The sequence below is a fragment of the Streptomyces sp. NPDC030143 genome, from assembly GCF_055573695.1.
On the sequence record NZ_JBVIAY010000013.1, the window covers coordinates 1 to 20,136 of the forward strand.

General features: G+C 72.6%; 16 protein-coding genes and 1 pseudogene. 4 read left to right on the forward strand and 13 right to left on the reverse strand.

The window, feature by feature from the left end; translation table 11 throughout:
* Positions 1-142: 142 nt before the first annotated feature.
* The 9 genes from ACZ4YY_RS22105 to ACZ4YY_RS22145 form a co-directional block, all read right to left on the reverse strand.
* Positions 143-1,033, reverse strand: a complete 891-nt coding sequence (locus tag ACZ4YY_RS22105) for a VOC family protein (protein ID WP_468292717.1) — start codon at positions 1,031-1,033, stop codon at positions 143-145.
* A 3-nt stretch (positions 1,034-1,036) separates the two neighbouring features.
* Complete coding sequence (locus ACZ4YY_RS22110; protein ID WP_468292720.1) at positions 1,037-2,395, reverse strand: hypothetical protein; 1,359 nt, start codon at positions 2,393-2,395, stop codon at positions 1,037-1,039.
* Positions 2,392-3,468, reverse strand: a complete 1,077-nt coding sequence (locus tag ACZ4YY_RS22115) for an NAD(P)/FAD-dependent oxidoreductase (protein ID WP_468292723.1) — start codon at positions 3,466-3,468, stop codon at positions 2,392-2,394. Before ACZ4YY_RS22115 ends, ACZ4YY_RS22110 begins: the two co-directional genes overlap by 4 nt.
* Positions 3,465-4,796, reverse strand: a complete 1,332-nt coding sequence (locus ACZ4YY_RS22120) for a SidA/IucD/PvdA family monooxygenase (protein WP_468292726.1) — start codon at positions 4,794-4,796, stop codon at positions 3,465-3,467. Before ACZ4YY_RS22120 ends, ACZ4YY_RS22115 begins: the two co-directional genes overlap by 4 nt.
* 136 nt (positions 4,797-4,932) lie before the next feature.
* Positions 4,933-5,310 carry an aspartate 1-decarboxylase gene (gene panD / locus ACZ4YY_RS22125; RefSeq protein ID WP_468292728.1) on the reverse strand — a complete coding sequence of 126 codons (378 nt, stop codon included), beginning with the start codon at positions 5,308-5,310 and terminating at the stop codon, positions 4,933-4,935.
* A gap of 45 nt (positions 5,311-5,355) precedes the next feature.
* On the reverse strand, positions 5,356-6,963 hold the full coding sequence (locus ACZ4YY_RS22130) for a class I tRNA ligase family protein (RefSeq protein WP_468292731.1): 1,608 nt from the start codon (positions 6,961-6,963) through the stop codon (positions 5,356-5,358).
* A 16-nt stretch (positions 6,964-6,979) separates the two neighbouring features.
* Positions 6,980-7,318, reverse strand: a complete 339-nt coding sequence (locus ACZ4YY_RS22135; protein WP_468292734.1) for a cupin domain-containing protein — start codon at positions 7,316-7,318, stop codon at positions 6,980-6,982.
* A 76-nt stretch (positions 7,319-7,394) separates the two neighbouring features.
* On the reverse strand, positions 7,395-8,639 hold the full coding sequence (locus ACZ4YY_RS22140; RefSeq protein WP_468292737.1) for an FAD-dependent oxidoreductase: 1,245 nt from the start codon (positions 8,637-8,639) through the stop codon (positions 7,395-7,397).
* A 429-nt stretch (positions 8,640-9,068) separates the two neighbouring features.
* Entirely contained in the window at positions 9,069-9,659 is a 591-nt protein-coding gene (locus ACZ4YY_RS22145; RefSeq protein WP_468292740.1) for a TetR family transcriptional regulator, read from the reverse strand.
* A gap of 499 nt (positions 9,660-10,158) precedes the next feature.
* On the opposite strand from ACZ4YY_RS22145, the pseudogene ACZ4YY_RS22150 reads away from it, so the two are divergent.
* Positions 10,159-11,325, forward strand: a pseudogene (locus ACZ4YY_RS22150) (IS701 family transposase); the annotation flags it as partial.
* Positions 11,326-11,467: 142 nt separating this feature from the next.
* Here ACZ4YY_RS22150 and ACZ4YY_RS22155 read toward each other — a convergent pair.
* Both ACZ4YY_RS22155 and ACZ4YY_RS22160 read right to left on the reverse strand, forming a co-directional pair.
* Complete coding sequence (locus tag ACZ4YY_RS22155) at positions 11,468-12,223, reverse strand: SDR family NAD(P)-dependent oxidoreductase (RefSeq protein ID WP_468293223.1); 756 nt, start codon at positions 12,221-12,223, stop codon at positions 11,468-11,470.
* A 57-nt stretch (positions 12,224-12,280) separates the two neighbouring features.
* Positions 12,281-12,925 carry a ScbR family autoregulator-binding transcription factor gene (locus ACZ4YY_RS22160; RefSeq protein WP_468292742.1) on the reverse strand — a complete coding sequence of 215 codons (645 nt, stop codon included), beginning with the start codon at positions 12,923-12,925 and terminating at the stop codon, positions 12,281-12,283.
* Between the two features lie 108 nt (positions 12,926-13,033).
* On the opposite strand from ACZ4YY_RS22160, the gene ACZ4YY_RS22165 reads away from it, so the two are divergent.
* On the forward strand, positions 13,034-14,053 hold the full coding sequence (locus ACZ4YY_RS22165) for a ScbA/BarX family gamma-butyrolactone biosynthesis protein (RefSeq protein WP_468292745.1): 1,020 nt from the start codon (positions 13,034-13,036) through the stop codon (positions 14,051-14,053).
* 240 nt (positions 14,054-14,293) lie between these two features.
* On the opposite strand, the gene ACZ4YY_RS22170 is transcribed toward ACZ4YY_RS22165, so the two are convergent.
* Entirely contained in the window at positions 14,294-15,808 is a 1,515-nt protein-coding gene (locus ACZ4YY_RS22170) for an MFS transporter (RefSeq protein WP_468292748.1), read from the reverse strand.
* 210 nt (positions 15,809-16,018) lie between these two features.
* Here ACZ4YY_RS22170 and ppk2 point away from each other — a divergent pair, with 210 nt between their 5' ends.
* Both ppk2 and ACZ4YY_RS22180 read left to right on the forward strand, forming a co-directional pair.
* The gene (ppk2, locus tag ACZ4YY_RS22175) at positions 16,019-16,822 is read left to right on the forward strand and encodes a polyphosphate kinase 2 (RefSeq protein ID WP_468292750.1); all 804 of its coding nucleotides are present in this window, start codon (positions 16,019-16,021) and stop codon (positions 16,820-16,822) included.
* 118 nt (positions 16,823-16,940) lie between these two features.
* Positions 16,941-18,287: a phosphoribosyltransferase family protein gene (locus ACZ4YY_RS22180; RefSeq protein WP_468292753.1), complete on the forward strand. Its 1,347-nt coding sequence runs from the start codon at positions 16,941-16,943 to the stop codon at positions 18,285-18,287.
* A gap of 409 nt (positions 18,288-18,696) precedes the next feature.
* Here ACZ4YY_RS22180 and pntB read toward each other — a convergent pair whose 3' ends face one another.
* Entirely contained in the window at positions 18,697-20,133 is a 1,437-nt protein-coding gene (gene pntB, locus ACZ4YY_RS22185; RefSeq protein WP_468292755.1) for a Re/Si-specific NAD(P)(+) transhydrogenase subunit beta, read from the reverse strand.
* Between the last annotated feature and the right edge of the window lie 3 nt (positions 20,134-20,136).

Below are 20,136 nucleotides of genomic sequence, written 5' to 3' on the forward strand. Positions count from 1 at the left end.
GGTGAACCGGTCCCCGGTGAGCTGCATCCCGTCACCCGAGTCACCCGCGAACCTGATGATCACCCGATCGAGACGACGAACATCCTTCGCCCCGCGGACCGGTCCCGGCGTCGGCCCCCCGGTCCCCGTGTCGTGCGTGAGGTCAGTCATGTCGCGCTCCCGTCGGCACCTGCCCGGGCAGGCTCATCTCGGGGTCGGGCACGTCGTCCGCGCTCCACACCTCGGCCGTCAGGTCCCCGGCGAGCAGGACGGTCTTCTGTGCGCGGGAGTCGTCGGCGGGCGAGGTTCCGCGGGCGGCCGGCAGATCGTTCGCCCAGGAAGGGCCGGCCGCGGGCACGATCAGGGCGACCCGGGGTTGCGGGGCGTCCGGCGCGATCGGTGCCGGCGAGCCCACGACCAGCAGGTTCCCCACGATCGCGGTCCGTGCCCTGCCCGGCCCGTCCGCCCCGGGAGCGACGACGGCGGTGGTCTGCAGCAGCGTCTCGTAGAGCCGGACGGCGGCCGGGAACTCCCCGGCCGCCACGGCACGGCGGGCGAGCAGCCGTACGCCGGTGGGGGCGAGGTCGTCGCGGGCCGCCGGGGGGCGGGGCGCTTCGCCGTCCCAGGGGCGGTGCTCGACCAGTTCGGCGAGGGTGCCGTCGGGGTGGCGGACCCGGGCCCGGGCGCCGGGCAGGATCGGCTCCGGCGGTTCGAGGACGGTGGTGCCGGTGGCGGAGAGCCGCTCCAGCTGGGCGGAGAGCGACGGCACGATGAGGGAGTAGGACGTACGGCGCTGGATCGGGGTGAAGGCGCGGGCGCTCGCGATGAGCAGGAGGTCGCCGACGGCCGCCAGCTCCAGGCCGCCGAAGTCGGGGATGGGCATGCGCAGGTCGGCCGGTGTGCCCGACAGGCGCTCGTAGAAGGCGATGTGCTCGTCGAGGTCGGCCACGTCGATCAGGGAACGGGCCAGCAGCCGGGGCCGGGCGAGCCGGGAGGAGTCCGGGATCGTACGGAACCAGCGTTCGGGATGGGCGGGTCGCTGGGGCGCGGGCATCGTTCAGCCTCTCTTCGCTTCGTGGACCGTGGTGGACCACCACGGCCGTGCGGTCAGCCCCCACGCCGCGAACTCCTCGACGACCAGGCGGTGCAGGGAGTCGGCGTCGCCGAAGTGGGTGGGCATGCCGGTGACGGTCACGGACATCTGCCGCCCCACGCGGAACAGGCACAGTGAGGCCCGCAGCCGTGCCCTGTCCGGCATCAGGCCGGGCACGTTCATGGTGCGTACGGCCATGGAGTCGGCGGTGCGGCCGGCGAAGCGGGCGACGCGGTCCGGTGCGTCCCCGAAGTTGGACGCCACCGCGTCGGTCTGCTGGGCCCCGGGGTTCTTCAGGGCGGCGGCCTGCCGGCCGGGCAGGAGGTGCCACAGGGGTTCGGGCACGAGGGTGGCGTCGTGGGCGCCGGAGTCCCTCAACAGCTCCTTCGTCGCCTGCCGGGTGCGGTGCAGGTCCCCGTGGTGCGCCGGACCGTCGGGCAGGAGCAGCGGTACGACGACCAGGGCGTTGGCCCGTTCGTCGCCGGCGGGGCGGCGCAGGTTCATCGGGATGCCCACGCGGACGGCCTCGCCGTCGGGGCGCGGGACCCGGGAGCGGACGAGGTTGGCGGCGACCTCCAGGAACAGGCTGTTGACCGTGCCGCCGTGGCGACGGGCCTGCTCCTGCCATGCGGCCGCGTCCACCGTGACCAGGGCCGTGCTGAAGAACTGCGGTCCCGTGCCGGGCGGCCCGGGCGGCTCGGCCGGCCCGTCGGGCGGCCGGGTGCCGGCGCGGCGCAGCGCGGCGCTCAGCTGTGCGCGTCGTCGCGGGTCACGGGCCAGGCGCAGGGACCAGCCGGCCGTCTCGAGAAGGGCCCGGGCCGTCTGGCCGAGCGCCTCGGCCAGGTCGCTGTGGAGCGGCCCGCGCGGTGGGCGGGCCGGGGTGTGGGCGGCGACGGCGTTGAGCAGGCCCACTCCGTCGCTGCGGAAGTGCGGCACGGTCAGGGAGACCAGGCAGCCGTCGTGGTAGGGGGCGGCGGCCAGCCGCCACAGGGCCGGGGAGTCGCCGGCCGGCAGCGCCTTGACCTGGGTGTCGATCCACTGGGGTGCGGTGGTGTCGGTCAGCGGCCGCTGGTCGAGGTGCAGGGGGTGGGCGTTGGGGGCGGGCGTCCAGGTGCGGCGGGCGCCGGGAAGCGTCGCACGGACGGCGCGCCGACTGAGCAGCCCGCTGTCGAGACGCCGCCACTCGTCCTCCAGCGCCCGCGCGGGCACCGGCCCGGGCAGCCGCCACAGCACCTGCACGACGCGGGAGGAGCCCAGGGACACGGCGGCCTGGTGCAGCATCTCGTCGGTGGAGTTCAGGCGCCAGGTGGTCGCGTCGTTCATCGGTTCAGCACCTCGAGGAGCCGGGCGGCCGCGTCGGCGCCGGCGGCCGGAGCGAGTTTGAAGCCGCCTCCGTTCCAGCCGACGGCGGTGACCAGTCCGGCGGGGTCCGGCCAGGTCCGCACGGCGGCCGGCCCGTCGGGGGCGAAGGCGTCGTGGGCGGTGACCCCGCCGACCAGGGGTGCGTCGGCGAGCGCCGGACAGCGGTCCCTGACGACCGTGCGGACGCGGTCCGCCTCGGCGGGTGAGACGCCGTCGCGCACGGTGGCGGGGACGTCGGTGCGGTCGGAGACGACCCCGGCCAGCACGGTGTCGTAGGCACCCCATGGGCGCAGCCACGCCCCGGTGGTGCGGTCGACGACCGTGGGCAGGTCGACGGGGCCGGCGGTGCGGAACAGGCAGTAGCCGACGGCCCTGGTGCGCAGCGGCAGGGACACGCCCGCCGACGCGGCCGGTGCGGTGCTGCCGGTTCCCGCGGCGAGCAGGACGGCGTCGGCGTACACGGGGCCGGTGGAGGTGCGCACTCCGTGCACGTGTGAGGAGGAGTGCAGGACGTGGGTGACGCGGGCGGTGCGCAGGTGCAGCCGCGGGCCCGCGTCGCGGCGGATCGCCCGGGCCACGTCCGCGGCCGGGAGCCATCCGGCGTGCGGTTCGAGGACGCCGAGGAGGTGGTCGGGCACGGTGAGGCGGGGGAAGCGCCGGGTGATCTCGCGCGGTGTGAGGACGTCGGCCTCGTGGCCGTGGGCCTCCAGCGTCTTCAGTGCCCCGGCGGCGTCGGCGAGTTGCCCGTGGTCGACGAGGGTCAGGCTGCCCTGGGCGTGCAGGGCGGGCCAGGTGCCGTGCCAGCCGCGTGCCTGGTAGCGGGTGAGGCTCTCGGCGGCCCAGGCGGCGTGGGTGCCGCCGGGGTCGAAGGCGCGCACCAGGCCGCCGGAGGCGCCGGTGGCCCCGCCGGCCCCCGCGGCGTCGTCCACGACGACCACGGTGGCGCCGTGGGCGGTGAGCCGTTCGGCGGCGGCCAGGCCGATGATCCCCCCGCCCACGACCACGACGTCCGCCGCGGCGCGGGGCGCGGTCACCGCAGGGCCCGTTCGGGCGTGGGCTGCGGCGCCCGGTCGGGCAGCAGAAGGGATTCGGCGATGTCGAAGGCCCGTACGGACAGCATGGCGAGGGCGCCCGCGTCGCCCATGCCGTGACTGGCCTCGCACAGGCCGTTGAGGTACAGCTTCAGCGGCCGCGGGCTGGACTCCGGGGTCTTGAGTTCGATCCCGTAGTCGCGTCCCACGGCGGGGACGCCCTCGTCGTCCAGCGGGAGGCGGTGGGCGACGCCTTCGAGCAGCGGGTGGTAGGGCTCGTCACCCGGGCCGGTGCCGAAGTCCTTGAAGCCGGTGGCCAGGATGACGACGTCCACGTCGAGGCTGTCGTGGGTGAGGTGGTTGATGTCGCGCACCGTCAGGCGGTGGGCGGAGCCGTTCGGTGCGGTGCCGACGTCGACGACCTCGGTGAAGGGCCGCATGAGCAGGCGGTCGGAGCCGATGAGCTCGTACTCGCGCTGGATGCCGACGAGCCGGTCGATGACGTCCTGGTCGCAGGCCGCGTAGTTGATGGAGCGCAGCTCGGTGCGGAGACGTTTCTTCGCCGCGGACGGCAGTGGGTGGAAGTAGTCGACGAACTCCGGCAGGAACACCTGGCGGCTGTAGGGGCTGGTGTCCTTCAGACGGAAGCCGATGCTGCGGTGGATCGAGACGACCTCGGTGACGTTGGGGCGTTCCAGCAGGTCGAGGACGATCTCGATGGCGCTCTGGCTGGCGCCCACGACGGCCACCCGCAGCTTCTGGTCTCCCAGGGCCCTGATCGAGGAGAGGTAGCGGCTGGAGTGGAAGACGGTCCCGCCCATGCCGGCGAGGAAGGGGGGCGGGACGCGGGGGGAGCGGCCGGTGCCGATGACGACGCTCTCGGCGAGGTAGCGCCGGCCCTGTCCGGTCTCGACGCAGAACAGTTCACCGCCGTCGTCGGAGTCCTGGAGGGAGAGCTGGGTGGCGCCCTGGCCGTAGTCCACCGAGGCGGGGAGGGAGTCGGCGACCCAGGTCAGGTAGTCGGCGTACTCGCGGCGCAGCGGGAACTTGGTGTTGAGGTGGAGGTAGTCGGTCAGCGCCCCGCGTGAGGCGAGGTACTTCACGAAGGTGTGGGGGCTGTCCTGGTTGCGCGGCATGACCAGGTCGCGGAAGGGGTTGTTCTGGATGTCCGCGCCGGGCAGCAGTTGCTCGTCCTGCCACTGGAAGCGGTTCGAGCGCTCGATGAAGTGGGCGTCGCCCAGACGGCCGAGCTCGTCGAGCATCACGGCCAGGGAGAGATTCGCCGGCCCGAATCCGATGCCCAATACGGGGTGGATCTGTTGTTTCGTCACTGGTCACGCATCCTCGACTTGTCGTGCATGCAGGAACGCAGGGAGGGACGCCGGTCACCTGCCGGGCGCCGGGGGATCCCGGCGCCCGGCTGTCACTGGTGCGGGCCGTGTCTGTCGGCCGCCTCGGCGGCGGGCGTCAGGAGCCCAGCAGAGTGGTCTCGGTGATCTCGTTCGCCTCGTTGACGTGGACGACGCGCGACTTGAAGCCGACGCGCTCCTCCTCGGTCAACTGGGTGTAGCTGATGATGATGACCTTGTCGCCGGGCTGGACGAGCCGGGCGGCGGCACCGTTGATGACGATCTGTCCGGCCGGCGGCTTCGGGGAGTCGTCCAGGATCGTGTAGGTCTCGAAACGGGCGCCGTTGTTGATGTTGACGATGTGCACCAGCTCGTGGACGCCGATCTCGGCCGCCTCGAGCAGTTCCGGGGAGATGGTGATCGAGCCGACGTAGTTGAGGTTGCTGTCGGTGACGGTCGCCCGGTGGATCTTCGAGTGCATGAACGTGCGCAGCATGGCGCGACTCCTTCTGAGTGGTGTGCGGGTTCGGGCTGGGGAGGGTTACTGCGGTGCGGGGGCGGCGTGGGCGACGACCAGGCCGGTGAAGGCTCCGGTGGGCCGGTCGTCGAGTTCGGCCAGCAGGGGTGGGGCGGCCGCGGTGGTGGAGGCGCCGAACGCGCCTGCCACCTGCTCGCTCAGGTCGGGGGTGACGGGCCAGGCCAGGATGCGCAGGGTCCACAGGAACTGCAGGGCGCCGCAGACGTCGCCGGGGTCGTCGACGTCGAGGTCGGCGCAGCGCAGGGCGAGGACCTCCAGGTGGAGGGCGAGCGCTTCGGCCGCCCTGCGGATGGAGAAGGTCTCCAGGCGGTAGGCGTCCTCGAACCGTCGGCGTGAGGCGTCCAGCGCCGTCGTCCACCAGGCGGAGGGCTCCGCGTCGACGCGGCGACCGGTCAGGGCGGCGCTGAGCGTCCGGCTGATGGTCTCCAGCGGAGTGTCGAAGCGGGTGGCCAGGGTGGCGGCGGCCACCGGTTCGCTGAACTCGGACTGCTGGAGTTCGGGGCTGGTCAGGCAGAGCACGAACCGGGTGCGGTCGCGTCCGGTGCTCTCCAGGAACTCCCCGGCCCAGCGCACGTCGCCCTTGCTGGTGGAGAACTTGCGGCCCTCCAGCAGGTAGTACTGGTTGGTGAGGGTGCGGGTGCGGGGCAGGTCCACGGGGAGGCCGTGGCGGGCGGCGAGCAGCGACAGCGTGACGTAGACGAAGGCGTTGTAGAAACCGTTGTCGATGCCGATGAACTGGACCAGTTCGTCGCAGCCGGCGGGGCGGCCCTCGCGGGCGCGGCGCAGCCAGTACAGGTGGCCCGTGTAGATCTCCGGCCAGGCGTTGATGGCCTGGGGCGGGCTGTCGGGTCCGTCCCAGTCCACCGTGATCCCCCAGGAGCCGGGGTAGGTGATCGGGATGTAGGGCAGCGGCCCGGGCCCGGTGAGGGTCTGGGTGACCACGCGGTCCAGGTCGGGGCGGAGCCGGACGTCCGAGGTCCGGTACCAGTGGGTGAGCAGGGACCGGTAGCGCTCCAGGTCCAGGACCCAGATGGCGACCGGGCGGCGGGGCAGCGCCGAGGCCGAGTCGGCCACGGCCAGCAGGGCGCCCGGCAGGTTGTACAGGCCGCACGCCTCGCAGACTCCGGCCCGGGCGTGCGCCAGACAGGTGGGGCAGCGCCCGGTGACGAAGGCCTCGGCCTTGTAGGTGCCGTCGGCCGCGTCGTAGGGCAGGTCCACCTCGCGGCGTTCGAAGGCACCGTGGCGCCACAGGTGGGTGAAGAAGTCCTTGACGAACGCGGTGTAGTCGGCGTCGGGCCGCTCGAACAGGTCGACGTCGACGCCGGCCAGTTCCAGGGTCTTGGTGACGCTGTCGAAGGCGTGCCGGATCAGGGACTCGGGCTCCGTGCCCATGCGTTCGGCGGTGGTGACGACGTAGGTCTGGTTGTCGTCGGTGCTGGTGCCGAAGGCCACGTCGTGCCCGTGGATCTTCTGGGAGCGGGCGCAGACGTCGCTGGCCAGTACGGGCCCGGAGAGGTGTCCGAGGTGGAGGTCGCCGTTGGGCGTGGGAGGGGAGAAGGTGACGTTGATGCGTCGCCGACCGGTTTCGGCGCCGTGCGGGGCGGCGGTCATGACAGGCCCTCCCCCTTCACCGGGCCGGCTGGAGCCAGTAGATGCTGACGAAGGTCAGCGGGTCGCTCTCACTGGTGTTGGTGACGATGTGGCGGGTGCCGTGCGGGATGTAGACGACGTCTCCCGGCACGATCTCGCGCTCCTCGTCGCCGACCCGGGTGCGGCCCTGGCCGCTGATGAAGATGAACGTCTCGTCGGTGTCGTGGCCGTGGGGGGTGCTGGACTCCTGGGGCCGGATGGAGCACAGGGTGCTGTTCCAGGGCGGGGTGACCACGCCGTCCCACGGGTAGAGCTGGCGGATGTCGCAGCCGTTCTTGCGGATCAGTTCGTCGTCGGCCGCGGTCTTGACGTGCATGCGGTTCCTCTCGGGTCGGGTCACCCGCTGGCGGGGCGATGTCTCTTGCGTCGGGGTGCGGGGTGCTCGGGGCGCGTCAGCCGAGGGCGAACAGGCGCTCGATGACCTCGGGTTCGAAGGATTCGGCGGGGACGTGGAAGGGCCCCTTGAAGGTGGCCAGCCGTGATCCGGCGAGCACCTCGTCGGTGGGCCACACCTCGGCGTACGCCTTGCGGCGGGCCATGCCCTGGGGGGTGAACGTCATGTTCATCGTGGTGCGCACCGAGCCGGAGACCAGCAGACGGTGCATGCGCAGCGCGCGCTCGCGGGCGTAGGGCTCGAAGAGCCCTGGGTTCCAGGTGCTGCCGGAGCGCAGGCAGTCACGCACCATCCGGGCGTCGCGCAGCGCGATCGACAGGCCCTGGCCGATGACCGGGTCGCTCCAGCCGGCCGCGTCGCCGACCAGCACCGCCCCCTCAGCGCAGGGCGCGTCGGCCCAGGCGTCGTTCATCGGGTAGAAGGCGCAGGTCGCGGCGGGCACGGCCGTGGCGAACATGTGGCTGTCGGGGATGCAGTCGAACTGGAAGGCCCGCAGGAACTCCGCCTGGCGGTCCGGGCCGCCGAAGCGGCCCTTCTGGGCGGTGTCGTGCAGCAGGTACAGGCGGGCGCGGCCGCCCTCGCGGGGGAAGACGAAGTACAGCAGGTCTCCCTCGGTGCCCACCGAGGTGACGTTGACGGGCCAGTCGTGCAGGTTGTCGACGAGCATGCCGCCGCCGAGGGAGTTCGGCGGGGTCTGGGTCAGGCCGATGCCCAGTTGGCGGCGCACGGTGGACATCCGCCCGTCGGCCCCGACCACCAGGCGGCAGGGGACCTCGTACTCGAGGTCGTTGTGCTCGTACCGCACGGCGGGGTGGGGGCCGCCGGTGACCAGCACGTCGCCGACCCCGCGCACGACGGTGGCGCCCGCCTCCTGGGCCGCGCGGGACAGCGCCTCGCACGCTTCGGGGTGTCCCACGTCGAGAACCCCCCGAATTCCGGGGAGCATTTCGTCCAGGTGCAACGCCCTGGCCCGTGCCGTTTCGTGGTCGACTATCTCGTCGAATCCTATGAAACGGTCGACATAGGTTCCACCGGCTTCCAGGAGGTGTTTTTCGAGGCCCAGCTGGAGGAGTTCCTCGACTCCCCAGCAATTGATGACCTCGCCTCTCACCTTGTCCCGGTAGACGGTCTGCCGTTCGAGGAGCAGTACGTCGAATCCGTCCCCCGCCAGGGCCGCTGCCAGCGAGGATCCGGCGATGCCGCCGCCGACGACCACTGCGTCAACGCGTTCAGGTCTCGTCATCAATCCTCCTGAGGAACCTTTGGGGATTTCATCCTTGCCACCGCGGAGAGATGGGGCGAGGTGGGTAAGTGACATCCTTCGCGCACTTTGGGTCATGCCGTTCACGAGCTGCGACAAACCCCGGCCGCGCGCAGAAAAAGCCTGCCCAACACAATGCGCCGGAAATGAATTCGGGGTGTGTTCGTCCCGCACGGGGTGCGATATCGCCGTGGCGTCGCGGTCCGCCCTCGCCGGCCGCGCGTCGCGGCCCCCGTGCCCGGGCGGACCGGACCCAGGTTCACCATCCGCGCGCCGCGGCCGCAATGCCGACATGCTGAAGTCGCACGGGGCGACGGACCGGGGTCCCGCCCCGCGTCCCCGGAGACAGGGAGACGCGGGCGAGGGCCGTACGGGACGGTTCGCGCGGCTGCCGGGGGACGCGGGCGGGGGTCACACGGGACGGTCGGCGCGGATGCCGCGCAGGGCTATCCGCCACAGCTGCCACAACTGCTCGGCGGCGTCCGGCTTGCGCGCCGTGCACAGGGCGACGCGGATGTTCGTCTCGGTGGCGGTGAGCAGACACGCCGCGAGACCGGCCAGCGCGGCGGGAGACGTCCCCTCACGCAACTGGCCGTCCCGCTCGGCCCGACGGGCGAGATCGCGGACGTCCTGGAGCCAGCAGGCCGACCAGCCGGGGTGGACGCCCGGCCGCTCACGCGCCAGACGGGCCGCCGACCGCACGGCGGTGTCGTCCTCCAGCAACCGGGCCAGACGCAGGGTCAGTTCGACCACCACCTCGAGCGGCGGCCGTGCGGTGCTCCTGACATGGCCGACGACGTCCCGCACGGTCGCGCATCCGACCTCGTGCACGGCATCGGCCAGTTGGCTCTTGGTGCCGAAGTGGAAGCTCAAGGCACCGGTGGTGATGCCCGCCTTCCGGGACACCTGCACCAGCGACGTGCCGGCGTAGCCGTGGCGGTCGAACTCCGCTGCGGCTGCCCGCACAAGAGCCTGCCGCGTCCGCGCTGCTCTTTCCTGCATCTGATGCTCCGTGGCGCTAGCTGCTCGTCGGCCGCGGCGGTGGGGTCAGCCGCCGCGCTCCAGGACTGCGGTCACGCAACGAGAGCCCTGGGGTCGCAGGGCTGCGGCGTCCCGGCGCGCACCAGTGACGCCGCAGCGGCGCAGCCGACGGGCTCGAGCGATCTCGCAGGCGGGACGCACAGCGTCGCGGTCGCGCGTTCGTCGCATCAAGTCCACGTTCTCGTCATCACACACCCCATGGCCTGTTATGGCCCGTGTTTGGTGCCCTTGGAGGCGCGTTGACCGCACTTCGTCCCGCGAGACGTTGTCCGGTTCCCCATCCACAAAACATAGTTGTTCCAATTATTCTATGGGGGCAGACTCACGACCGGCCTCCCCCGACCGGCCTCCCGACCGACCCTCCGACCGACCTCTCGCCCCACCCCACGACCGACCCCGACCCACCCCGTCGTTCGCCCCGACGTTCACCCGACGGCCCACCCCCCACGGAAGGATCCACATGCCCCCGGTCCACCCGACGACGCCCGAGGCGCCCTCCGTTCCCGCCGAGTTCCACTTGTTCACCGACCGGGTGTTCGCCCACCTGCCCCGCGCGGACCAGCGTCGTTGGGGCCAGGCCTACCTGCAGGGGTTACTGACGGCGCCGGGCAAGAAGACCGTCCGGCGCCTGGCCGCCGCCGTCACCGACTCGCCGACGGCCTCGCAGTCGCTCCAGCAGTTCATCAACTCCAGCCCCTGGGAGTGGGAGCCGGTGCGGCACGAGCTGGCCCGCTGGGTCGAGGAGCGGCTCCGGCCCCGCGCCTGGACGATCGCCACCACCGTCCTGCCCAAGCGGGGGGACCATTCCTGCGGAGTGCACCGGCGCTTCGTCCCCCGCCTCGGCCAGACCATCAACTGCCAGGTCGGCATCGGACTGTTCGCCACCGACGGCCGGTCCACCGTGCCGGTCGACTGGCGGCTGCACATTCCGGAGCACTGGACGCTGCCCCGGCTGCGCCGGCGGGCCCGCATCCCGCACGAGGCCCGGCCGCTGCCCATGTGGGCCGACGCCTACGACATGGTCGACCGGCTGCGCCGGTGCACCGACGTCAGTCCGGCCCCCCTGGTCGCCGATGTGCGCGACAGCAGACAGGGAGCCGGTCTCGTCCACCTCCTGTCCCGTCGGCCCCACGACTTCATGGCCACCGTCCCCGCGGACTTCCCCGTCCTGCCCCTGCCCTCCGCCGGCGACGGCGCGCCGGCCTCGCCGACCCCGCTGAGCGCCCAGCACAGCCTGTACCGGACCGGGACGCTGCACGCGCGGACCGTCGTCGGCGGTCTGTCGCACGGCGCGCACCGGCACGCGCGCATGCTGAGCACGCTGGTCCGGCTGCCCCAGGCGGGGACGTCCCGGCCCGGGACGGGGCGCGTCCACCGCCTGTTCGCCGACCCGCACCGCCCGGCCACGCTCTGGATCACCAACATGCTGCACCGGCAGCCGACGGAGCTGTCCGCGCTGGCCGAGCACCGGGCGGACACCGACGACGCGGTGCGCGAGCTGGAGCAGTGCTTCGGCATGCTGGACTTCGAGGGCCGCTCCTATCCGGGCTGGCACCACTACATGACGCTGGTGTCCGCGGCACACGCCTTCCGGGCGCTGGCCGGTTCACCGCCCCGCTCGCCTTCCCCGGTCGGGGGCGGCCGGGCGCACCCGGGCGCCGAACGCGACAGGCCGGCCTCCGTGGCGAGCGCGGTGCCGCGTGGCACCGCACACGCTCTGGCGGGCCACGGCCGACCGGCGTAGGGACGCCGCCCGGTCCGCCCCGGTGTCAGATGGCGCCCACCCCGCCGTCGACGGCGACCGCGGCTCCGGTGACGAACGACGCGAGATCACTGCACAGCCAGGCCGCGGCGTGCGCCACCTCCGCCGGCTCGCCGAGCCGCTGCTGGATGGCCCGCTGGGGGAACGGCCCGGCGGGTGACGCCTCGAGGTCGACGTTCTCCTCCATGAGCGGGGTCCTGGTACTGCCCACGACCAGGGCGTTGACGCGGACTCCAAGGCTTCCGTAGTCGGCCGCGGCCGCCTTGGTCAGTCCCAGTACGGCGTGCTTGGCCGCGACGTAGGGGGCGACCGCTCCGGTCGCGAACCGGCCCGCCGTACTGGAGGTGTTGACGATCGCCCCGCCCGTCCCCTGCTCCAGCATCACGGGTATCTGGTGGCGCAGGCAGTTCCAGACACCCCGCACGTTCACGTCCATGATCCGGTCGTAGATCGCGTCGGGCACCTCGTGCAGGGGCAGCCCGGCACTTCCCCAGCCCGCGTTGTTGAAGGCCGCGTCGAGACGGCCGAAGTGCCGCACCGTCTCGGTCACGACGTGCCGTACGTCGTCGTCCGAGGTCACGTCACCCGGTACCGCGAGCGCGCGCGCCCCGCCGGCCACGAGTTCCTCGGCCAACTGCTCGACCAGCCCGGCCCGGCGCGCCATCAGCACCACGTGCGCCCCCTGTTCGGCGAACACCCGCGCCGCGGCGGCGCCGATGCCACTGGACGCCCCCGTGATCATGATCGTCTTCTCCGCGAGCATCATGGACGAACTCCCCCGTCGTGTGGTGTCTGCCGGCACGACGTCACACCGTCGCGCTCAGCAGGGCCTGCCTCGTTCCTCGGTCACCTCGATCTTGCCCAGCGCACCCGGGGTGGCGACAGCGGGAAGCAGGACACGCCACATGTCCATGACGCGCTGGGGCAGGTCCTGTCGTCCCGACTCCAGGTAGGCGTGCATCTGCGCCCCGGTACAGGCGTTGACGATCAGTCGCGCCACGGCGTCCACGTCCGTCGCCGCACGCACCTCCCGTCGGCGTTGGCCGGCCGCCAGGCCCTCGGCCAGCACGTCGGTCCACTGCTGGTGCGAGTTCTCGCCCCGCTCCATGAAGAACTCCTGCTCCATGACCAGCCTGGCGCCAGCCAGCAGGAAGACGTTCTGCAGCATCTGGTAGGCCCAGCTCAGCGTCATGTCCACCACGTACTGCAGTCCCGTGGACTCCAGCGGAGGGTTCACCCGCTCGGGCTGCTGCTGGACGATCTCCCGGGCCAGTTCCTCCTTGTTCCTGAAGTGGAAGTACATCGCGCCCAGGGTGACCCCGGCCCTGTCGGTGATCTTCGTCAGGCTGGTCCTGGAGAAGCCCTGTTCGGCGAAGACCTCCGCCGCCGCCCGCAGCAGTTCGGCGCGCGTGCGCAGAGCCCTCTCCTGCCGTGGTGCGGTTCGCTCGCTCGCAGCCCGTGCCATGCGCTCCCTCGGCTCTCTCGACAGAAAAAATAATCATATCTATTTTTAGGTTCTGGATGTTTCCGGACGGGGACATCACGCGAACGACGACGTTCCCGAAAGGATCACATGGTCTCCGGTACCGCCACCCCGCCCTCCGAACTGGCCCCGTACGTGGGGAAGAAGAACACCGCGGAGGTCCTCGTCACGCGGTGGTTCCCGCACGACGGCACCACGCACATCGTGCTCGCGCGCTGGCCTCGAACCCACCCCTTCTACACATTGACAGCTCGGTCGCACGGTCCGCACCTCTTCACCGAGAGCGTCCGCCAGGCACTGGCCTTGTTAGCACGTACCGCGCTGGACGTCCCCGTGTCGTACCGTCTCGGCTGGGAACGGTTCGTCTCCGACGTGTCTCCGCACGCCCTGCACACTGACGCGGAGCCCACCCCGGTGACCCTTGTGGTCACGCACGAGCCCCTCGCCCGCCGAGGGCCGGGCGCCGTCCGCCTGAACGCGTCCGTCACCGCCCTGCGCGGTCAGACCCAACTGGGCACCGCCCGGGTGCGGTACACCGCCTTCCCCCCCGCCCTCTACGACCGTCTGCGCGGCCCCTACGCCGACGCCGACCGCGCGAGCGCGAACGCACTGCCCGTCCCGCCTCCCCTGGAACCCCGCGCGGCGGGGCGCCACCGGCCGGCCGACGTCGTGCTCGCGCCCGCGGACGGGCCGAAGTCGTGGCACCTCAGAGTCGACACCGCCCATCCCGTCCTGTTCGACCACCCGCACGACCATGTGCCCGGGATGGCGATACTCGAGGCGTGCAGCCAGGCCGCCACGGCCGCCGCCCAGCCCCGCCGTACCGTCATCACCGGCTTCGACACCACGTTCTCCCGTTATGTGGAGCTCGACCGGCCGTGCCGGATCACCGCCGAGGAGATCACCCCCGCCGGCGGCGGCCGGCACCAGGTCCGGGTCACCGGATCACAGGAGGACACCCCGGCCTTCTCCACCACCGTCTCCCTCCAGTACGCCGACACCGTCGCACACCCCGGCGTGGCGGTTCCGGCGGCCGGCGAGTCCGTCCGGCCGCTTCGCTACGCGCGCGCCGACAACCGGATGTTCCGCGTTCCCCGCCCCCAGGGCTGACCCCCGGGGGGCCCGTACCGCTGGGGTACCCCCGTACGTCGAGACCCGGACGTCCGGCCGTCACCGCCGAGGACGTCGCGAACCGAGACCTGACCGAGCGTCACGGCCCGTGCGACCGGCGCTCCCTGCACGGACCGCGCCGGGCGCCCTCCATGACGGGGGCCCGGTGCCTGCTCCGGCACCGGGCCCGTCGCCGCGCCCTCCCCGTCCCCACGGGCGGGCGCGGTCATCACATGCCGCTCACATGTGGACCGTGGGGGCGGCCTCGGCGTCGACCGCCGGGACACCGCGCCGGTAGAGCAGCAGCGTGATCAGCGCGCCGGCCGCGAAGAAGGCGGCCGACCACCAGTAGGCGGTGGAGTAGGACTCCAGCGCGGCCCGCGCCTGGACGGCCTTGCTGGTGACGTCCCTGCCGTGGAGGTAGGACGTCGCCGCGCCGGCGGCGAGGGTGTTGAGCAGGGCCGTGCCGATGGAACCGCCGATCTGCTGCATGGTGTTGACGGAGGCGGAGGCGACCCCGGCGTCGTCTGCGGCGACGCCCGCGGTGGCGAGGCTCATGGCCGGGGCCATGACCAGGCCGAGGCCGAGACCGGTGATCAGCATGGCGGGCAGGACGTCCGCCGCGTAGGTGCTGTCGAGGTCGAGGGCGGTCAGCCACACCATGCCGACGGCGCCGAGAGCCATGCCGAGCGGGACGACCGTCCTCGGTCCGACGCGGGGCGTCAGCAGGCTGGTGGCGAGGGTGGCGGCCACCATGAGGACGCCGACCATCGGCAGGAAGGCCAGTCCGGTCTCGACGGCGGAGAAGCCGAGGTGGAGCTGGAGGTAGTAGGTGAGGAAGAGGAACACTCCGAACATTCCGGCACTGGAGATCAGCATGGCCGCGAAGGACGCGCCCCGGTCGCGGTCCAGCAGCACGCGCAGCGGCAGCAGCGGGTGCGCGGTCCTGGTCTGCCACCAGGTGAACCCCGCGAGCAGAACGGCGCCGGCGGCCAGGAATCCCCAGGAGCGCGGCGAGCTCCAGTCGTGCGACTCGGCCATGGAGAAGCCGTAGACGAGGGAGAAGAGACCGGCGGTGACCAGGACGGCGCCGGGGAGGTCGAGCCTGGCCCCGGGCCGGCGGGCGGTCCCCTTCAGCAGCAGCCGGCCGCCGACGAGGGGGACGACCGCGAGGGCGAGGTTGACGTAGAGGGTCCAGCGCCAGTCCAGGTACTCGGTGAGCACGCCACCCAGCAGCAGACCGACGGCCGCGCCTGACCCGGCGATCGCACCGAAGATGCCGAAGGCCTTGGCGCGTTCCCTGGCGTCGGTGAACGTGGTGGTCAGCAGGGAGAGCGCGGCGGGTGCGAGCAGCGCGCCGAAGAGACCCTGGAGGGCACGGCCCGCGACCAGGACCTCGAAGCCGGGGGCGGCACCGGCCACGGCAGAGGCGGCTGCGAAGCCGCCGACGCCCACGAGGAAGGTGACCTTGCGTCCGAAGAGGTCGGCGATCCGGCCGCCGAGCAGCAGCAGACTGCCGAAGGCGAGTGAGTAGGCGGTGACGATCCAGGTGCGGTCGCCGTCGGAGAAGCCGAGGTCCGCCTGGGCGGACGGGAGGGCGATGTTCACGATGGTCGCGTCCAGCGTGACCATCAGCTGGGCGATTCCGATCATGGCGAGAATCCACCACCGGTGACGGGGCCCGGTCTCCTCGGGCCGGGCGCCGGTCTTCGTGCTGGGCGACGCCGAGTCCGGCGATGCGGCTGTCTGGGCCATGGGCCTGCTCCCGTGGGTGTGCGCGCTGGTGCGAGGAACGACAGTTCTTGAAACGAAACCGTTTCGTACCGGAAGGGTAGGCGCACCACTCAACGAAACGCAATAGTTTCGCTGACCGGGTCGCGGGGGCGGCACGCCGTGCGCGGCGACCGGCCGCACAGTACGGTGCTGGAACGGATGCCCGGTGACGCCGTGGAGCGGAGGGGCCGCATGGCGGACAAGAAGGCGGCGGGACTGCCCCGCAAGACCTATGAGAAGGAACTGCTGCGCCTGCAGACGGAGTTGGTGAAGCTCCAGGAGTGGGTGCGCGCGGAGGGCGCCCGGCTGGTCGTCGTCTTCGAGGGGCGGGACGCGGCCGGCAAGGGCGGCACCGTCCAACGGGTCGCCGAGCACCTCAACCCGCGCGTCGCACGGATCACGGCCCTGCCCAGGCCCACCGAGCGCGAACGCACCCAGTGGTACTTCCAGCGGTACGTCGAGCACCTGCCGGCGGCCGGGGAGATCACGCTGTTCGACCGGTCCTGGTACAACCGGGCCGGCGTCGAACACGTGATGGGCTTCTGCACGCAGGAGGAGCACCGGCTCTTCCTGCGCCAGTGCCCGATCTTCGAGCGGATGCTGGTCGAGGACGGGATCCTGCTGCGCAAGTACTGGTTCTCGGTGAGCGACACCGAACAGCAGGAGCGCTTCCGGCGCCGGCTGGAGGATCCGCTGCGCCGCTGGAAGCTGTCTCCCATGGACCTCGAGTCGATCACGCACTGGGAGGCGTACTCGCGGGCCAAGGACGAGATGATGGTGCACACCGACATCGCCGAGGCGCCCTGGTACGTCGTCGAGAGCGACGACAAACGCCGCGCGCGGCTGAACATGATCGCCCACCTGCTGGACTCCGTGCCCTACCGAGAGGTGCCGCCGCCGGTCCTGGAGCTGCCGGCCCGGCCGCCGTCGACCGGCTACCAGCGACCCCCGCGCGACCTGCAGACGTATGTCCCCGACCACGCGGCGCGTCTGTGACGGACGCGGCCCGGGCGGAGTCGGCGCCGTGTGGCGGCGGCGTTCCGACGCCGGATGCGGTGCAATGGCAGTGGCGGCGTGCCGCCCTGGCGCCGCCGCCGGCCGAGGAGGTGGGCGTATGCGCTTCGAGAACCGGACGGACGCCGGTCGGCGCCTGGCCCGTCGCCTCGCGGGCCTGCGCGGCCGGGACGTGGTCGTGCTCGGGCTGCCCCGGGGCGGGGTCCCCGTGGCCCGGGAGGTGGCGCGCGAACTCGGTGCGCCGCTGGACGTGCTCGTGGTGCGCAAACTGGGCGTGCCCGGGCATCCGGAGCTGGGTTTCGGTGCCGTCGGCGAACAGGAGGTGCGCGTCCTCAACCAGGACGTGCTCGACGAGACCCGAGTGACCCCGGCGGAGCGGGAGACCGTCGAGCGGGCCGAGCGGACGGAGCTGGAGCGACGGGTGCGCCGCTATCGCCACGGGCGTCCGCCCGTCTCCCTGGACGGCCGGGCCGTCGTGGTCGTCGACGACGGACTGGCCACCGGAGCGACCGCCGAAGCCGCCTGTCACGTGGCCAGGGCGCGGGGCGCGGCCACGGTCCTCCTCGCCGTCCCCGTGGGACCGGAACAGAGTCTGCCGCGGCTGCGTCGGGTGGCGGACGAGGTGATCTGTCTGCTGCCGCTGCGGTACCTGGGATCCGTCGGCGCCTGGTACGACGACTTCTCCCAGACCGGCGACGCGGAGGTGGCCGCCCTGCTGGCCGAGGCCGGGGACCCGGGCGGGGCCGGCCCCGCCCCGCCGGGCGATGACGGGCGCGCACCCGGCCGGTCCTCGCCGACCCGGGAGGTGGAGGTGCCCGCCGGTCCGGTACGGCTGGCCGCAACCCTCACCCTGCCGGCCGCCGCGAGGGCCGTGGTGGCCTTCGCCCACGGCAGCGGCAGCGGACGGCACAGTCCGCGCAACCAGTACGTGGCGTCCGCCCTCCACCCCGCCGAGCTGGGCACCCTGCTGCTCGACCTGCTGTCCGAGGAGGAGGCGCGCGACCGGCACAACGTCTTCGACGCGTTGCTGCTGGCCCGGCGGCTGACGGCGGCGGCGCGCTGGCTGCGGGCGGACACCGGCCTGCCGGTGTGCTACTTCGGGGCGAGCACGGGCGCGGCGGCCGCCCTGGAGGCGGCGGCCGCCGACGAGGGCATCCGCGCCGTCGTCTCCCGGGGCGGCCGGCCGGATCTGGCCCGCCCCGCGGCACTGGCACAGGTCATGGCTCCGACGCTGCTCGTCGTCGGCGGTCTCGACACCCGGGTTCTCGGCCTCAACCGGCTCGCCGCCGACTGGATGCGCTGCGAGCACCGCGTCGCCGTGGTGCCCGGAGCCGGCCACCTCTTCACGGAACCGGGCACGCTGGAGACCGCCGCCGACCTGGCCCGGGCATGGTTCGTCGCCCACCTCGAACGGCCGCGGACGGCGCCGCCGACCCGCACGGCCTGAGACCCGCGCCGGCCGACCGAGGGCGGATCGTGCGGAGGACGGGAGCGGGACGACGAGACCGCCCCTGGTCGGGTCGCCCTCCTCCCGCACGGCGCTGTCCGCACCGGCGTCCCCGGCCGACCGGACCACGGAGGACGGGGCGCTGACCCGCGGGGGCCCGGGTGATCGCCACCGGCGTGACCGCGGCCAGGAGCCCGTCGGGGAGTGCGCGTCGGCGCTCACCGGCGAGCGGTGCGTCCACCGGATCGTCACCGGCCTCGCCGTCCCCGACGTCACGCAGGAGGACCTCGCGCCGACGGAGTGCGCGCCGGGCGGGAGCGCCGAAGACGTCTCCGTCTCCGCCCGTGCCGACGCGCCGCTGCTCGTCAGCGCCCTCCGGCGCCGAGGACGGCCGGCGGATCTGGCGTGGTCAGCGGCTCGTGCCGCCCACCATGGCCGGGGCCGGTGCGTCGGTGGCGTCGAGGGCGCGCAGGATGTCCTCGACCCGCTGCCTGGCGTCGCCGAAGAGCATCCTGGTGTTCTCGCGGAAGAACAGCGGGTTCTGCACACCCGCGTACCCGGCCGCCATGGACCGCTTGAAGACGACGACGTCGGCCGCCTCCCACACGTGCAGCACCGGCATCCCCGCGATGGGGCTGGCCGGATCCTCCGCGGCGGCCGGGTTGACGGTGTCGTTGGCGCCGATGACCAGGACGACCGAGGTGGCGGCGAAGTCGTCGTTGATCTCGTCCATCTCCAGGACGACGTCGTACGGCACGTTGGCCTCGGCGAGCAGCACGTTCATGTGCCCGGGCAGGCGGCCCGCGACGGGGTGGACGCCGAAGCGCACCTCGACACCCCGCTCGCGCAGCCGGCGCGCCAGCTCGGCGACCGGGTACTGGGCCTGGGCGACGGCCATGCCGTAGCCCGGCGTGATGATCACCGAGGTGGCGTCGCGGAGCAGTCCGGCGGTCTCCTCGGCGTCGGTCTCCCGGTGCTCCCCGTGCTCCCCGTCGTCGGCCGCCGGCGCCGGGGCCCCGAACCCGCCCGCGATCACCGAGAGGAAGGAGCGGTTCATGGCCCTGCACATGATGTATGACAGGTAGGCACCCGAGGAGCCGACCAGCGCGCCGGTGACGATGAGCAGGTCGTTGGCGAGCAGGAAGCCGGAGGCGGCGGCGGCCCAGCCGGAGTAGCTGTTGAGCATGGAGACGACCACCGGCATGTCACCGCCGCCGATGGAGGCGACCAGGTGCGCGCCGAGGGCGAGGGCGATCACGGTGACCGCGATGAGCAGGCCCAGGTGGGGACGCACGACGAACGCCACCGTGAGCGCGGCGAACGCGACGAGCGCGCCGACGTTGAGGACGTGCTTGCCGGGGAGCGTCAGGGGGCGGGGGTCGATGCGCGCCGACAGCTTCAGGTACGCGACGACGGACCCGGTGAAGGTCACGGCGCCGATGAACACCCCGATGACGACCTCGGCGTGATGGATGCCCAGCAGCGGACCGGTGAGCTCGGCGTCGACGTCGAGGAAGCCGTTCCAGCCGACGAACGCGGCGGCGAGGCCGACGAGGCTGTGCATGATGGCGATCAGCTCCGGCATGCCGGTCATCTCGACGACCCGGGCCCGCCACAGCCCGATGCCGGCGCCGACGACCGTGGCGAGGGCGATCAGCACCAGCCCGCTCGGGGTGAGGTCGCGGGAGGCGAGAGCGACGGTGGCGGCCAGCGCGACGACCATGCCCGCGATGCCCCAGACGACTCCCGCGCGGGACGTCCTGTGCTGTGAGAGGCCGGCCAGGCTGAGGATGAACAGCAGCGCGGCGACGACGTAGGCGGCCTGTGCGGCCGTGTCTGTGGTCATCCG